The organism is Streptomyces sp. NPDC006476 (assembly GCF_040612015.1).
Classification (GTDB): domain Bacteria; phylum Actinomycetota; class Actinomycetes; order Streptomycetales; family Streptomycetaceae; genus Streptomyces; species Streptomyces griseorubiginosus_B.
Window position 1 is genome coordinate 193,615 of the sequence record NZ_JBEXPK010000014.1, and the last position, 14,041, is coordinate 207,655.

At 70.1% G+C, this 14,041-nt stretch carries 13 protein-coding genes and 1 pseudogene; 4 read left to right on the top strand and 10 right to left on the bottom strand.

The genetic code is table 11. The features are described 5' to 3' along the window. Positions 1–32: 32 nt before the first annotated feature. Positions 33–1,049: a zinc-dependent alcohol dehydrogenase family protein gene (locus ABZZ74_RS18385; protein WP_356766049.1), complete on the bottom strand. Its 1,017-nt coding sequence runs from the start codon at positions 1,047–1,049 to the stop codon at positions 33–35. Positions 1,050–1,261: 212 nt separating this feature from the next. On the opposite strand from ABZZ74_RS18385, the gene ABZZ74_RS18390 reads away from it, so the two are divergent. After that, on the top strand, positions 1,262–2,152 hold the full coding sequence (locus tag ABZZ74_RS18390) for a helix-turn-helix transcriptional regulator (protein ID WP_356766051.1): 891 nt from the start codon (positions 1,262–1,264) through the stop codon (positions 2,150–2,152). Between the two features lie 6 nt (positions 2,153–2,158). Then, positions 2,159–2,370, top strand: a pseudogene (locus ABZZ74_RS18395) (TetR/AcrR family transcriptional regulator); the annotation flags it as partial. 25 nt (positions 2,371–2,395) lie between these two features. On the opposite strand, the gene ABZZ74_RS18400 reads toward ABZZ74_RS18395, so the two are convergent. Continuing rightward, positions 2,396–4,048, bottom strand: coding sequence for a VCBS repeat-containing protein (locus ABZZ74_RS18400; protein WP_356766053.1), 1,653 nt, complete (start codon positions 4,046–4,048; stop codon positions 2,396–2,398). Between the two features lie 15 nt (positions 4,049–4,063). Then, positions 4,064–5,797 carry an alkaline phosphatase D family protein gene (locus ABZZ74_RS18405; protein ID WP_356766088.1) on the bottom strand — a complete coding sequence of 578 codons (1,734 nt, stop codon included), beginning with the start codon at positions 5,795–5,797 and terminating at the stop codon, positions 4,064–4,066. A 194-nt stretch (positions 5,798–5,991) separates the two neighbouring features. Between ABZZ74_RS18405 and ABZZ74_RS18410 the strand changes: the two genes are divergently transcribed. Then, positions 5,992–6,630 (top strand): DUF4232 domain-containing protein, encoded by a 639-nt coding sequence (locus ABZZ74_RS18410; RefSeq protein WP_356766055.1) that lies wholly within the window; start codon positions 5,992–5,994, stop codon positions 6,628–6,630. Positions 6,631–6,732: 102 nt separating this feature from the next. On the opposite strand, the gene ABZZ74_RS18415 is transcribed toward ABZZ74_RS18410, so the two are convergent. From ABZZ74_RS18415 to ABZZ74_RS18445, 7 genes are all read right to left on the bottom strand, one after another. Then, a complete protein-coding gene (locus tag ABZZ74_RS18415; RefSeq protein WP_356766057.1) occupies positions 6,733–7,527 on the bottom strand; it encodes an enoyl-CoA hydratase/isomerase family protein in 795 nt (264 codons plus the stop codon). Then, complete coding sequence (locus tag ABZZ74_RS18420; RefSeq protein ID WP_356766059.1) at positions 7,524–8,774, bottom strand: cytochrome P450; 1,251 nt, start codon at positions 8,772–8,774, stop codon at positions 7,524–7,526. Before ABZZ74_RS18420 ends, ABZZ74_RS18415 begins: the two co-directional genes overlap by 4 nt. Positions 8,775–8,895: 121 nt before the next feature. Beyond that, entirely contained in the window at positions 8,896–10,266 is a 1,371-nt protein-coding gene (locus ABZZ74_RS18425; protein WP_356766061.1) for a cytochrome P450, read from the bottom strand. A 10-nt stretch (positions 10,267–10,276) separates the two neighbouring features. Then, positions 10,277–10,837 carry an ATP/GTP-binding protein gene (locus tag ABZZ74_RS18430; protein ID WP_240858853.1) on the bottom strand — a complete coding sequence of 187 codons (561 nt, stop codon included), beginning with the start codon at positions 10,835–10,837 and terminating at the stop codon, positions 10,277–10,279. 3 nt (positions 10,838–10,840) lie between these two features. Continuing rightward, positions 10,841–11,230, bottom strand: a complete 390-nt coding sequence (locus ABZZ74_RS18435; RefSeq protein ID WP_133049787.1) for a DUF742 domain-containing protein — start codon at positions 11,228–11,230, stop codon at positions 10,841–10,843. Next, on the bottom strand, positions 11,223–12,068 hold the full coding sequence (locus ABZZ74_RS18440; protein WP_356766064.1) for a roadblock/LC7 domain-containing protein: 846 nt from the start codon (positions 12,066–12,068) through the stop codon (positions 11,223–11,225). The genes ABZZ74_RS18435 and ABZZ74_RS18440 overlap by 8 nt, the downstream gene beginning before the upstream one ends. Further along, positions 12,065–13,255, bottom strand: a complete 1,191-nt coding sequence (locus ABZZ74_RS18445) for an ATP-binding protein (protein WP_356766066.1) — start codon at positions 13,253–13,255, stop codon at positions 12,065–12,067. The genes ABZZ74_RS18440 and ABZZ74_RS18445 overlap by 4 nt, the downstream gene beginning before the upstream one ends. Before the next feature lie 461 nt (positions 13,256–13,716). Here ABZZ74_RS18445 and ABZZ74_RS18450 point away from each other — a divergent pair. Continuing rightward, on the top strand, positions 13,717–14,041 hold a 325-nt coding region (locus ABZZ74_RS18450), incomplete at its 3' end, for a PhoU domain-containing protein (RefSeq protein ID WP_356766068.1).

Consider the following 14,041-nt stretch of genomic DNA (forward strand, 5'->3'; position numbering starts at 1 on the left):
TCCTTCAGTGTGGTTCCTGGGCTGCGGTCGTTTCAGGGCTTGAGGAGGGTCTTGATGGCGCGGCGTTCGTCCATGGCCCGGTAGCCCTCGGCGACCTGGTCGAGGGGGAGGGTGAGGTCGAAGACCTTGCCCGGGTTGATCTTCCCCGTCAGGACGCGGTCGATGAGGTCGGGCAGGTAGCGGCGCACGGGGGCGGGGCCGCCGCGCAGGCCGACGTGGGAGAAGAACAGCTCCTGGCCGTCGACGGCGACCTCGTGGGGGACGCCGACGAAGCCGACGTTGCCGCCGGGCCGGGTGGAATGCAGGGCCTGTTGCATCGACTGGGCGGTGCCGACGCACTCCAGCACGCTGTCCGCGCCGATGCCGCCGGTGAGGTCCTTGACGCGGGCGACGCCTTCCTCACCGCGCTCGGTGACGATGTCGGTCGCGCCGAACTCGCGGGCCAGCTTCTGCCGTGACTCGTGCCGGGACATGGCGATGATCCGCTCCGCGCCCATCTCCTTCGCGGCGATCACGGCGCACAGGCCGACCGCGCCGTCGCCGACGACCACCGCGGTGGAACCGGGCCTGACCTCGGCGGCGTCGGCCGCGTACCAGCCGGTGCCCATCACGTCGGACACGGCCAGCAGCCCCGGCCAGAACTCCTCGCCCGGTACCTCGCCGGTGGCGACGAGGGTGCCCTGGGCGTTGGGAATGCGCACGTACTCGGCCTGGCAGGTGCTCATGAACTCGCGGTTCAGGCAGTTGGACTGCCATCCGTTGCGGCAGTTGGTACAGACGTTGTCGGAGGTGGCGAAGGAACCGACGACGAACTGGCCCGGCCTGACCGCCGTGACCTCGCTGCCGACCTCCTCGACGAAGCCGACGTACTCGTGGCCCATGGGATGCGCCTCGTGGGTCGCGTCGAGGCCGCGCCAGGGCCACAGGTCGGAGCCGCACACACAGGTGACGGCCGTGCGGATGACCGCGTCCGTCGGCTTCAGGATCTTCGGGTCGTCCAGGGTCTCGAAGCGCACGTCGCCGGGGGCGTGGATCACTGCTCCGCGCATGGGGGGATTCCTTACGTTGTCGATCGTGGGTCTGGGCAGGCGCGTCGTCGACTTCGCGCGCCGCCGGGCCGGTCATCCGCGGGGAGCGGCGGTGCCGCTCGGGATCACCTCTGTCTCAGGTAACCGCGTATCCCGGCGGTAAGCGAGTCACCGCTGAAAGGTGTACTGGCAGTACATCCCTCACGTGGCGGGCAGGCCGTACGGTCGAGGACATGGACAACCGTGAGGAGGTCCGCGAGTTCCTCACCTCGCGGCGAGCGAAGATCACCCCGGACCGGGCCGGCCTGCCTGCCGGTTCCCGACGTCGTGTGCCCGGGCTGCGCAGGAGCGAGGTCGCCGCGCTGGCCGACATGAGCGTGGAGTACTACGCGAAGCTGGAGCGGGGAAACCTCGCCGGGGCCTCCCCCGTCGTCCTTGAGGCTGTGGCCCGCGCACTGCGGCTGGATGACGCCGAGCGCGCCCATCTCCTGCACCTGGCCCAGGCCGCCGACGGCTCCGACGCGCTCACCCGCCCTCGTCGCCGTACCGCCGCCCCGCAGTGGACCCCGCACCGCAGCCTGCAGTGGACGCTCGACGCGATCACCGCGGGGCCGGCGATCGTGGGCAACGGCCGTATGGACATCGTGGCCGCCAACTCCCTCGCCCGTGCCTTCTACACCGACCTGTTCGTCAACCCGGACAACCAGCGGAACCTGGCCCGCTTCAACTTCCTCGACCCGGCCTCCCGCCGGTTCTACCCGGACTGGGAGCTGTTCGGGGACATGGCGGTGGCGATCCTGCGCCGTGCGGCCGGACGCGATCCCCACGACAAGGACCTGCACGACCTCGTCGGCGAACTGTCCACGCGCAGCGGCGACTTCCGTGCCCGGTGGGGCGCCCACAACGTCCGCCGCCACGGGACCGGCACCAAGCGGTTCCGCCACCCGGCGGTCGGTGACCTCACCCTCGCCTACGAGTCCCTGGACCTGGCCGCCGAACCCGGGTTCACCATGACGATCTACACCGCCGAACCCGGCTCCCCGTCGGAAGAGGGCCTACGCCTGCTCGCCTCCTTGGCGGCCACGGAAGCCGTCAGCCCGGCAGAGCGGCACCCCACCGCCTGAGACCACGACGGCAAGCAGCAGTTGGCGACGGAAGCCGTCCGCTCCACGGGCGCGTGGGTCTCGCGCGGCCTGCGCAAGGAACTGGAGGCGGGCCCGGTGGCCGGCCTGCGGCCTTCCTCGCCCTGTGGCGCAAGATCGTCGTGGACCGCGACTTCCGGGCCGGCTACCCCGTCCTCGCCGTCGCCGTCGAGGAGCCCGCCGACGAGGAGACGCCCGCTCGCGACACTCGTCGTCGCCGCTGGGTCACAGCAGGTCCGACCAGCTGCTCCAACCGCTCGTCGCCTTCGTCACGCGGCCCTTGAAGGTGCCGGTGCCGGTGCCGGCGTAGAAGTACAGGGCGCCGGAGGAGTTGGTGGCCATGAGGTCGGCCTTGCCGTCACCGTTGGCGTCCCCCGGCGAGAAGAGCTTCTTGTACTGCTGCCAGCCGGTGCCGATCTTGACGCGGGCGGAGAAGGGAGCGGACGCGCTGCCCGTGCCCGCGTAGCGCCACAGGGCACCGGAGGAGTCGCGGGCAAGGAGGTCGGGGCGGCCGTCGCCGGTGATGTCGCCGCCGCCGATCAGGGCGTTGTACTGCTGCCAGCCGGTGCCCAGCTTCACGCGCCCGGCGACGGAGGTGCCGGAACCGTTGCCCGCGTAGAGATAGAGCGTGCCGGAGCTGGTCACAGCCAGCAGGTCGCCCTTGCCGTCCCCGGTCACGTCGCCGGGGCCGACGATCCGGCTGTACGTCGTGGAGCCGGCGGCGATCAGCGGGTCGGTGAGGGCGTAGAACGCCGGGTTGGTCAGCTTGCCGCTGCTGACGGAGTGGACGACCAGGTCGCCCAGGCCGCTGTCGCGCAGGGAGGAGGCGTAGGCGAGGCGGGTGGAGGACGTCGGCCAGGACGATCCGATCAGCAGCTTGCCGCTCAGGTTGCCGGTGCCGGTGACCTGGTAGCTGTAGACGGAGCCCGACGACGTACGGGCCATGATCCCGTACTTGCCGAAGTGCGGGGTCTCACCCGCCCCCGCGAACTGCGTCACCGCGCCCCAGCCCTTGCTGCGGGCGGCGCGGGTCGCGAAGGTGCCGTTGCCGTTGCCCGCGTAGAACCAGAGGTTGCCGGAGTAGTCCCGGGCCAGCAGGTCGGTCTTGCCGTTGCCGTCCCAGTCGCCGCCTCCGACGATCTGGTTGTACGACCCCCACTCGGTCCTGGAGTCCTTGACCTTGGCGCTGAAGGTGCCGCCCTTCTTGCCCAGGTACCGGTAGAGGACGCCGGCCGGAGTACGGGCCAGCAGGTCGCCCACGCCGTCGCGGTTCAGGTCGCCGGCGCCTATCAGCTCGTCGTACTGCTGCCAGCCGGTGCCGATCTTGACCCGGCTGCCGAAGGCCCCGGTGCCCAGGCCCGGATAGAAGTACAGGGTTCCGGCCGGGGTGCGGGCCAGCAGGTCGACCTTGCCGTCGCCGTTCATGTCACCCGGAGCAGCGATCTTGTTGTAGACCTGCCAGCCGGTGGCGACCGTTTTGCGTGAGCCCAGACCGCCGGGGACGCGGGCGAAGATGCCGTAGTGGAAGGACAGGACACCACTGGAGCTCAGGGTGAGCACGTCCTGGACGCCGTCGCCGTCGAGGTCGCCCGGGGTCAGGACGTCCTTGACCTTGGAGACGTCCGCGTCGAGGGCCATGGTCTCGGCCGAACCGGTGTTGATGTACAACTGGCCCGCCACATTGCGGTAGACGAGGTCCGAGGTGCCGTCGCCGTCGAAGTCGCCGCGGGCCGGCCCGCTCGCGTCCGCGTCGGAGGGCAGCACCGTCAGCACGCCGGCCACGAGCACGGCCGCGGTGCCGGCGAGCAGGGACGCCTTGACGGCGACGGGGCGGCGGTGTCTGTGGTTCCCGTCGCGCCGGGATCGAAGGGTGAGCACGTTCTCTCCCGGGAGTCAGGCGGTGGTCGTCACGTCGGTGGGTGACACCTCGGTGGAGGTGCCGGTGGAGCTGCCGGCGGGGCTCTCGGTCGGCGATTCGGTCGTGTCCGTCGGGGTCGCCTGATCCGTCGGGCTCGGGGATGCGTCCGCGCTCTCGCTCGCCGGTGCCTCCGTCTGCGCGTCGACCCGGTGGACGCCCGGCACACCGTTGTCGACCCGGAAGGTCGCTGCCGTACTGGTCGTACCGTTCTTGGTCAACACCGTTGAGATGGCTCGCAGTTGGGCGTCGATGCCGGTCGGGGTGATGTCGAGGAGCAGATAGCCGCGGCGGGCGTCGATCATCTTCCAGTGCGGGTTGTCCGCCAGCTTGGGCGCCCACTCGGCGGCGAAGGCCTCGAGGTCCTCGTCGCCGTTGCTGGAGATGGAGGTGCCGACGAACTCCGCTCCGACGACCGTCGAACCCGGGTCGGAGTAGTCCAGTTTGAGGTCGCTGACGATGGTGCGGTGGCGGTCGCCGGAGAGCACCACGGGGTTGCGGACGTCCTTGAAGTCGGCGAGCAGGGCGTTGCGTTCGACCTGGTAGCCGTCCCAGGCGTCGTAGTACCACTCCTTGCCCTCGCCTGCGAGGAGGTCGGTCTCGGCCATCATCACCTGGGAAGCGACGAGGTTCCACTGCTTGCCGGAGGTGCGCATGCTGTCGACGAGCCAGTCGCGCTGGCTGTCGCCCATGATGACGCGGCCGCTCTCCATGGCGCCCTGCTGGGTGGTGGCCTGGTCGTCGCGGTACTGACGGGTGTCCAGGACGTGCAGCCGGGCCAGGGAGCCGAAGTCGAGCTTGCGGTAGATCAGGACGTCCGGGCCGCTGGGCTTCTGCGCGGCGCGGATCGGCATGTGCTCGTAGAAGGCCTGGAAGGCGGCCGCCCTACGGGCCAGGAACTTGTCGGTGGGCCAGGCGGCCGGGTCGTCCGCCACGTCGCCGGCCCAGTCGTTCTCGACCTCGTGGTCGTCATAGACGACGACGAAGGGGGCGTCGGCGCGCATCGCCTGCAGGTCCGGGTCGGTGTTGTACTGCTCGTGGCGGGAGCGGTACTCGGCGAGGGTGACGGGAGCGGCCGACCCCTCGTGACGGCGTACCCGGTAGGAGAAGGCGGAGCTCTCGTAGATGTAGTCGCCGACGAACAACACCAGGTCGGGCTTCTGGGCGCGCATGTCCTGGTAGACGGTGAAGTAGCCGTGCTGCCAGTTCTGGCAGGAGGCGAGCGCGATCCGCAGCTTCTCCGGAGTGCTCCCGGCGGCGGGTGCCGTGCGGGTCCGGCCGGTGCGGGAGGTGTGACCGAGCGCCTTGAACCGGTACCAGTAGTCGGTCGCCGGGGTGAGGCCCGTCACGTCGACGTGGACGCTGTGCGCGAGGCCGCTGCTCGCCGTCGCCGTACCGCTCTTGACGATCTTGGTGAAGCCGCTGTCCGAGGCCAGCTCCCAGGTCACCGGGACACTGGACGGCAGGATCCCGGAGTTGCCCTGGTTGACGGGTGTCACCCGGGTCCACAGCACGATCGCGGTGGGCAGCGGGTCACCGGAGGCGACGCCCAGTTTGAAGACCGTGCCGGAGACCGACGCACCCGCACCGGCCGGTGCCGTCGAACCGCCCACCGAGGCCGAGGCGTTCCCGGTCAGAAGCTGTCCGCCCGCCACCGCGCCCGCGGCTCCCAGCGTGAGGGCCCCCGCACCGAGAAAGCGCCTTCTACGCATCCCGTCGGTGCCCGTGGCGTCGCTGCTCGACTGCACGCGCGTACCTCTCCCCCCATGGCGGTGCGCGCTCCGCAGCGCCGGTGAACGTGATCGCCGAGGATTCTATGCAATACGCTCACCCTTGCGGGTCCCGGGCCGTCAATCTGCTCGAAACCGTCCGTTCAACAGCGTCCGTCCGACAACAGGCAGGAGCCATGCGCCGACTACCGATCGCCGTCACCGTCCTGCTGCTCGTCGGGGCGGCGGGGTGTTCGTCGGCCTCCTCCTCGTCGTCGCCCGGGTCGGCGGACCGTCCGGAAAGCGGTTCCGCTTCGAGGTCGCCGGGCTCGTCGAGTTCGTCGGGCACGGCGGCCAAGGGCCGGGCCGACAGCGGTGGTACGGCGTCCCCGTCGGCCGGGGTGCTCTTCGGAGCGGACTCCCTGCCGAGCCCCGCGGCCGACCACTGCCGCACGAAGGACCTCAAGGGCACGGCCGTCAGCACCGGTCAGGGCCGGGCCTCGGTCGTGATCACCAACAAGGGGGACGGCTCGTGCACGGTGCGCGGCTTCCCGTCGCTCATGTTCGTCGGGACGGCCGGCCGCATGGAACTCCCGGTCGACTGGGCCGGGTCGGCCGCCGACGCGGCGAAGGTCAGCCTCTCCCCCGGTGATTCCGCTTCCACCGCGCTCACCTTCACCAGCGTCGAGGACTGTGACGTCGTCGCGGGCGTCGACGTCGTCCCGCCCGGCGAGTCCCGCCCCCTCAGCCCGGCGTTCACGGGCGGCGGCGGGAAGAAGACGACCGTACGCATCTGCGACACGGGTGTCCGCGTGAAGGCGTTCACCGCGTCGTAGGACAGGCTCGCTGCGTACGGATACGCGATCGCCGCGGGCGACGAACTCGGGTCGTCGCCCGCGGCGATGTGCGTCCTTTCGGCCGCGCCCTTCGAGGAGTTCTCAGTCGGCGGCCGGACCCTGGTTGCGGATCGGGACGAGATACGGGGTCAAGAGGTGGGAGTCGAGCAGGGACACGTCGGCCGTGCGGTCGGCGCGTGCGTAGCCGGCGAGCATGCGTTTGGTCAGGACGAGGGCTTCCGGCGAGCGCCTCAGCAGGGGCCGCGTCCATGCGCCGACTTTCTTGTCCAGTTGGTCGAGGGGCGCGATCTCATGGACCAGGCCGAGCCGGTGGGCGGTGTCCGCGTCGAACACGTCGCAGGTCAGCAGGAGTTCGCGGATCCTGGCGACGCCCGCCTCGGAGATCAGGCGGCCCATGGCTCCGCCCCAGGCCGGCGGGAGGCCGAGGCCCACCTCCGGCATCCGGAAGCGGCAGGTGTCGGCGGCAGCCCGCAGGTCGCAGAAGGCGGCGAGCGCGAGACCGGCACCGATCACCTTGCCGTGGAGGCGGGCGATGGTGATCGCGTGAGTGGTCTCCAGGGCGTTGCACAGCCGGTGGGCCCGGTCCGTGATCCGCCGCAGTGCGGCGCCGGTCGGGTCCGTGGCCAGCGCCGTCTCGTATTCGGTGCGGTCGGCTCCCAGACAGAAGTCGTCCCCCTCGGAGGACAGCACCAGAACGCGGATGTCGGGCCGCCCGTGGAGGTCGTCGAGAACGGCGATCAGGTCGTCGAGGACGGCGACGCCGAGCGTGTCGTCCTGCCGGGTGGGGTTGAGGCGTACGTGGAGCACCGGGCCGTCCTGGTCGACGGCCACGGTCTTGTGCGCGCGGGCGAGGAGGGTGTCGCCGGTTTCGTTCATGCGAAGGTGACGTCCAGGTTCAGCAGACGCCGGAACGCGACCCGGGGCGCCCAGGACGGGCGTCGTACCAGGGTGAGGCGGGGCAGGCGTCTGAGCAGATGGTGGAGGAGGGTCTGCGCCTCGAGGCGGGCGAGGGGTGCGCCCAGGCAGTAGTGGATGCCGCCGCTGAAGGCGAGATGGTCGGGCCGCTCGCGCCGCAGGTCGAACCGGTCCGGATCCGGGTGCCGGGTCGGGTCCCGGTGTGCCGCGCCCACCATGAGGTGGATCATGTCGTCCCTGCGGACGGGGAATCCGCCGATCACGTTGTCGGTGGCGGCGACCCGGCTGATCACGTGCGTGGGCGGGTCGTGGCGCAGGGTCTCTTCGACGAACGCGGGGACGAGGGAGGGGTCGGCGGCGAGCTGGTCCCAGCGCTCGGGATGTTCGACGAGCCGCAGGACCATCGTCGACAGCAGCGTCGAGGTGGTCTCGAGTGCGGCGAGCAGGACGAAGAGGGCGATGAAATAGACGGCTTGGTCGGCCTTGTCGCGGTCGGGTTCCAGGGTGTCCCAGGTCTGGATCCACATCGACACGGGATCCTCGCCGGGGCGTTCGCGCCGCTGGCGGACCAAGTCGGTGAAGTAGGCCCGCAGTTCGGCCGTGGCCGCGTCGGAGAGCGCCAACTGGCTGGCTGTCGGCAGCAGTTCCTGGGTGAAGACCTGGTCGTGGGTCAGTTCACGCAGTCGGGGCCGGTCGGCGGACGGCACCTCCAGCCAGTCGCCGATGGCGGCCACCGGGAGTTCCTCACTGACGAGGGCGACGAAGTCGGCCTCCCCGTGGTGGAGTTGCTCGGTCAGGGAGGTCAGGAGCTGATCGGTGGCCTGGCTGATCATCCGGCCGATCCGCTGCATGGCAGTGCGGCCGAACGTGCCGGCCGCCCTGCGTATTCGGGTGTGTTCAGGGGGATTGAGCGCGGGCATGGTGTTGCTCATCTCCCGCGAGGAGGGGGCGCTCCAGCGGGTGCGCGGTCCCTGGCTCTCTCGCCAGCGTTTGTCCGGCTCGAGCCACTCGCGGTCGCGCAGTACCTGGTCACACATGTCGAAGCCGGTCACGAGCAGGCCGCCCCACGGCGCCGGGGTGACCGGGCCCATGGAGCGGAGTTGCGCGTAGAGGGGGAAGGGATCGGCCTGCCCCTTCGCCGTGCGGAGACGGGAGAAGAGGGCGACGGCCGAACGGCGGTCGTGCGACGGGTGTGCGTCAACCACCATGATGACGGCTCCTTTTCCTGGGGAATCAGCCGCCATACGTACCCATGGGTAAATTGAACCATCCACTAAACCGAGTTAAGTGAGGGTTACCTTCGTCACTTGTGTTCGTCAATTCCCCTGGTCATTCCCCTCTGGTCCATGCCAGGAATCGGCTGAACAGACCCCGGGGCTGCGCGGGGGCCTTGGGTGCCTGAGGCGTCGGCGTGGCGGTCCGCTGGGGAGCGGCCGCGGTCGGCTGAGCCGTGTGGGCACGCGCCGGATCGGCGGGGGCCGCCGCGCGCAGGGTCCGCGGCGTGAACCGGACCGGCAGGGTCACCAGGGAGCGGCTCCAGGGGGTGGGTGCCCAGGTCAGGTCCTTGAAGGGGACCCGCATCTCGATGTCCGGCAGCCGGTTGAGGAGGGACTCGACGGCGGTGACCGCGATCATGAAGGCGGGGTCCTTCGCGGGGCACGCGTGCGGACCCGCCCCGAACGCCAAGTGCGCCTTGGTGCTGAGCTGTTCGCGATGCTGAGCCAGCTTCGGGTCGGTGTTGGCCGCCGCGAAGGAGATCAGGATGGGGTCGCCCGCCTTGAGGACCCGGCCGCCCAACTCGACGTCGTGGGTGGCGTAGTGGCCCGCGTAGTTGGCGATCGGCGCGTAGTTCCACAGTGTCCGGGCGACGGCGTCCTCGACGGGCAGCGCGGCCTGGCCGTCCTCGCTGAGGAACAGCGCGGCGCTGGTGCCGATGGCGGCGGCCAGCGGCGCGGTGCCGCCGGACAGCAGGGTGACCAGCTGGTGCAGCACCTCCTCGTCGGTCAGCTGGGCGGGGTGCTCCATCAGCTTCGTCGTCAGGTCGTAACCGGGCCGGCGGCGCTTGAGGGCGATCAGCTCCGCGAGGGCCCCGCCCAGCACCTCGTCCGCGCCGGGGGTCCCCTCGAAGATGCCGCTGATGCCGACGATCACCCGGTCGCCGAGTTCCGGCGGGCAGCCGAACAGATCGCTGAAGACCAGCAACGGCAGCGGCTGGGCGTAGGCGGCCATCAACTCGGCCTGGCCGCGCGGCTCGGCGCCGAACTGGCTGATCAGGTAGTCGGCGGACTGCTGGGTCTGCCGTACGAGCTTGAGTTCGTTGACGGTGGCGAGACTGTCGACGACCGCCTGGCGCAGACGGGCGTGCGCCGCTCCGTCGCTGAACAGCGCGTTGGGCCGGTATCCCATCATGGGCAGCGCCGGGCTGTCCTCGGGCACGCGCCCCTCGTTCAGCGCGTTCCAGCGGCGCGAGTCACGGACGAAGGAGCCGGGGTTCTGCAGGATGTACAGGGCGGCGTCGTAGCTGGTGACCAGCTCGACCTCGACCTCGGGCGCGATGTCCACGGCGGCGCTGGGCCCGAGGGAGCGCAGGTAGGCGTAGGTGGCCTCGGGGTCGGAGCCGAACTGCGGGCCGTACAGCGGGACCTTGCCGTGGGCGGGGCACCCGGGCGGTATCTCCTGCGCGTCGTGCTGCTGGTGCATGGCGGGGCTCCTAGGCGAGAAGGGACTTCAGGTGCTGCACGAGGGTGATGAGGGCCTGGGCCGCCGAGTGCTGGTCGCGCACGTCGCAGGCCACGACCGGGGTGTCCGCGGGCAGGTTCAGCGCCTCGCGGACCTCGTCGATCGGATACGTGGTGGCGCCCTCGAAGTGGTTGACGCCGATGGCGTAGGTCAGGCCGAACCGTTCGACCAGGTCCAGCACGGGGAAGGACTCGTCCAACCGCTGGGGGTCGACGATGACCAGCGCGCCCAGCGCTCCCCGGGAGAGTTCCTCCCACATCTCCTTGAAGCGCTCCTGGCCGGGCGTTCCGAAGATGTAGAGGACCAGCTCCTCGCTGAGGGTGAGCCGGCCGAAGTCCATGGCGACGGTGGTGGTCGTCTTGTCGGGTGTGCGGGAGAGGTCGTCGAAGCCCACGCTGGCCTCGGTGATCTCTTCCTCGGTCTGCAGGGGTTCGATCTCGGAGATGTTGCCGATGTAGGTGGTCTTGCCGACTCCGAAGGGCCCCACGACGAGGATCTTCACCGAGCGCAGGACGTCTGGATCCAGGTACACGGGCTACGCTCCGAATCGGGATTTCAGGCCATCGAGGACGGCACCGAGCAGTTCTCGGTCGAGAGGATCGGCGCGCGGCACGGGCTTTCTCACGAGGACGAGACCGCTCTCCTCCAGCTGTGCCAGGAGAATGCGCACGACGCCCAGGGGCAGGTGCGTATGGCCGGCCACCTCGGCCACGGACAGGAAGCCGTCGGCGACCAGGTCCATGATCACCTGGCCTTCCGGCGACAGCGTGCGGGCCGCGGCGGCGCCCTCCTTGCGCGCGGTCACGAGAGCGGTGCGCTCGTACTCCTGGTCCGGAGGCAGAGCACGCCCGTTCGTGATCACGAACAGTGGCACTAATGAGGACGTCAGTTCCAGATGCGGCTCCTGCCCGTACTCGTCAGACATCGCTGCGCACCCCCTCCCGCGGCATCCGGTACTCGCCCAGCCGGGCCACCGCCTGGTGCAGGCGAGTGGTGAACTCCTCGATGTCGGTGTCGTGTTCGGCGGCTGCGGCCAGCAAGGAGCCGCCGCTGGCCGCGATCAGGAAGATCCAGCCGTGCTGGAACTCGATGACCGTCTGCCGCCACCCGGCGTCGTCTTGAACGCCCGCGAACCGGGACGTCACACGGCTGTAGGCGTGAATGCCCGTCATGGCCGCGGAGATGGTGTCCACGAGATCCCGGTTGATGCCCGAAGTCGCCCCGCGGGGCAGTCCGTTGACCCCGAGGAGCACGGCGTGCCGGGCCCCGCGCACGTCGGCGATCACCTCGTCGAGGTCGTCGAGGACCAGTCCCGAACGGTCGGCGCCCGCGTCCCGGGCCGTGCCGGCCTCGCCCTGGGGCGGCTCCTCCGCCTCCACGCGCGGCGGCGCGGTGAGGTTGTTTCCCAGCCGGGCGACGAGCCGGTGCATACGGAAGGAGATCTGCTGGATGTCGACGTCGGGTTCCGCGGCGGCGGCCAGGTAGGCCCCCTGCCCCGCGCCGATCAGGAAGATCCACCCGTGGGAGAACTCAATGATCGTCTGGTGCCACTGCGGGTCCTCCCTCGGCTCGATGAAGTGCGCCGTGGCCCGGCTGAGCGACTGCATCCCGGCCATGGCGGCGGAGATGGTCTCGACATCCCTCTCCAGCAGGCCGTCGGTGGCCCCGCGGGGGATGCCGTCCGCGGAGAGCAGGACGACGTGACGTGCCTTGGGCACATTGGTCACGATGTCCGTGAGCATCCACGACAGGTCGGTGGTCATGCGTCTTGGGACCCTTCGCTGGACGCGGAGTCGAGGTTGCGGCCCGAGAGCGTGCCTCGCTGCAGGGCACCGAGGGCGCCCAGACTGCGGCCGGAGGCGCGGCCCGCGTCCTGGCCCGCCCGGGACGGCGCACGCCCGTCCTGACCCGCGACGCCCGCGACGGGAGTCTGCCGACTGGTCCGCTTGGGCAGCCCGTGCACCGTGCGGGGCCTGTCACCCGTCCCGCCGTCGGCCCCTCGGACGATGCTCACCGGGGTGGCCTGGTCGACCGGGGAGGGCTGCTCCTCCGTCCACAGCTCCTCGGGCAGCAGCACCACGGCGCGGACTCCGCCGTAGCGGGAGACACCGGTGACGTCCACCCGGAAGCCGTGCTGGCGGGCGAGGAGGCCGATCAGGGGGAAACCGAACTTCGGCTGGGTGCCCAGCTGCGACAGACGCGGGACGAAGTCGCCGGAGAGCAGGGCGCTGGCCCGCTGCCGGTCCTCGTCGTTCATGCCGACGCCGGCGTCGTCGATGATGATGCACAGGTTGCGCTGGACGCGCTGGAAGGTCACCTCGATCGGCGCGTCCTGCTGCGAGAAGCTCGCCGCGTTGTCCAGCAGCTCGGCCACCGCTAGGGAGACCGGCGAGACCGCGGACGCCTTGAGCGCGAAACCGGTCTGCTGCATGATCTCGACGCGGCGGAAGCTGCGGATCTGCGACTGCGCGCTGCGCACCACGTCGTAGACGCTCGCGGCCCGGTTGCGGCGGCCGACCGGCGCACCGCACAGCACGGCGATGCCCTGCGACTTGCGCTGCATCTGCGCGTTGGCGTGGGTCACTTCCAGAAGATCGCCGAGCACCGCGTGGCCGCCGTACTTGCGCTGGAGCTCCTCCAGGACCGCCATCTGCTCGGCGGCCAGACCCTGCAGGAAGCGGGCCGAGCCCTTCAGCACCGCCTTGGTGCTCTCCTCGGAGGCCTCCTCGGCCTCCCGGATCGTGCCATCGAACTCCTGCTGGTACTTCTGCAAGGCGGCCTGAACAGAAAGCACTTGGGTCTGGGCGGCGTTGAGCTGGCTCGTCAGCGATGCCTCGGTCTGTCGCTTTCTCTCCCCCAGGGCCCTGTTGCGGACGACGAGCACCACGATCACCGCGACGGCTATCGCCGTCACCGCAACCAGGCACCACGCAAGCACGTCTCGACTCATGGAAACCTTTCCCGACGCATGAAATGCAGACGTAGACGGATGCACTCCCCCGCGAGTACGCACCCGCGACACACACAGCGCCTGCCCAAGCGCGGTGGCGCGGAGAGCAGGCTGACCTCAAGTCAGCGCCTGAAGTGAGTGGATCAAGGTCGCAGATGCGGGGATGCTACCACCGGAAGTCACGCTTCCAAGAGCCGCCCTCCCCTTCCTCCGCAACTTCAACACGCCGTCTAATAGGCCAAGTTGGGGGAGCCGGAGGATGCTGCGGGAATGCGACGACGCCACCGGGCAACGTTCACGGAGAATTCACGCGGGACGTCAGGTCGATCACCCGTATTGATCAGCGGTGAGGAGCCGTTCCGGTGCCGCAGGTCTTGACCGGTCCTTTCGTCTCCGGGCAGGTGCGATGTGCGAGTCTGGCAGGGGTGGCACGGGCCCAGGAACGGGATGGTGAAGATCCAATGCGCGAGGCGTATCACAAGGAACTAGAGACGATCACCGAGGCACTGGTCGAGATGGCGAACCTGGTCGGTTCGGCCATGGGCCGCGCCACCGGTGCCCTGCTGGACACCGATCTGCAGACGGCGGAGCAGGTGATCTCCACCGAGGAGCGAGTCGAGGAACTGCAGCGGGACCTGGAGGAACGGGCGATCACGGTACTGGCCCGCCAGCAGCCGGTCGCCACGGACCTGCGGATGGTGGTGACCTCGCTGCGGATGAGCGCGGACCTGGAGCGCTGCGGTGTGCTGGCCCAGCATGTCGCCACGGTGGCCCGCCGCCGTTATC

What these genes read in the sequence shown, in the direction of transcription:
- ABZZ74_RS18445 (WP_356766066.1), bottom strand. Translation starts at nt 13,255, where the DNA reads ATGAGTCGAGACGTGCTTGCGTGGTGCCTGGTTGCGGTGACGGCGATA.
- ABZZ74_RS18440 (WP_356766064.1), bottom strand. Translation starts at nt 12,068, where the DNA reads ATGACCACCGACCTGTCGTGGATGCTCACGGACATCGTGACCAATGTG.
- ABZZ74_RS18405 (WP_356766088.1), bottom strand. Translation starts at nt 5,797, where the DNA reads ATGCGTAGAAGGCGCTTTCTCGGTGCGGGGGCCCTCACGCTGGGAGCC.
- ABZZ74_RS18435 (WP_133049787.1), bottom strand. Translation starts at nt 11,230, where the DNA reads ATGTCTGACGAGTACGGGCAGGAGCCGCATCTGGAACTGACGTCCTCA.
- ABZZ74_RS18415 (WP_356766057.1), bottom strand. Translation starts at nt 7,527, where the DNA reads ATGAACGAAACCGGCGACACCCTCCTCGCCCGCGCGCACAAGACCGTG.
- ABZZ74_RS18410 (WP_356766055.1), top strand. Translation starts at nt 5,992, where the DNA reads ATGCGCCGACTACCGATCGCCGTCACCGTCCTGCTGCTCGTCGGGGCG.
- ABZZ74_RS18385 (WP_356766049.1), bottom strand. Translation starts at nt 1,049, where the DNA reads ATGCGCGGAGCAGTGATCCACGCCCCCGGCGACGTGCGCTTCGAGACC.
- ABZZ74_RS18425 (WP_356766061.1), bottom strand. Translation starts at nt 10,266, where the DNA reads ATGCACCAGCAGCACGACGCGCAGGAGATACCGCCCGGGTGCCCCGCC.
- ABZZ74_RS18420 (WP_356766059.1), bottom strand. Translation starts at nt 8,774, where the DNA reads ATGGTGGTTGACGCACACCCGTCGCACGACCGCCGTTCGGCCGTCGCC.
- ABZZ74_RS18390 (WP_356766051.1), top strand. Translation starts at nt 1,262, where the DNA reads ATGGACAACCGTGAGGAGGTCCGCGAGTTCCTCACCTCGCGGCGAGCG.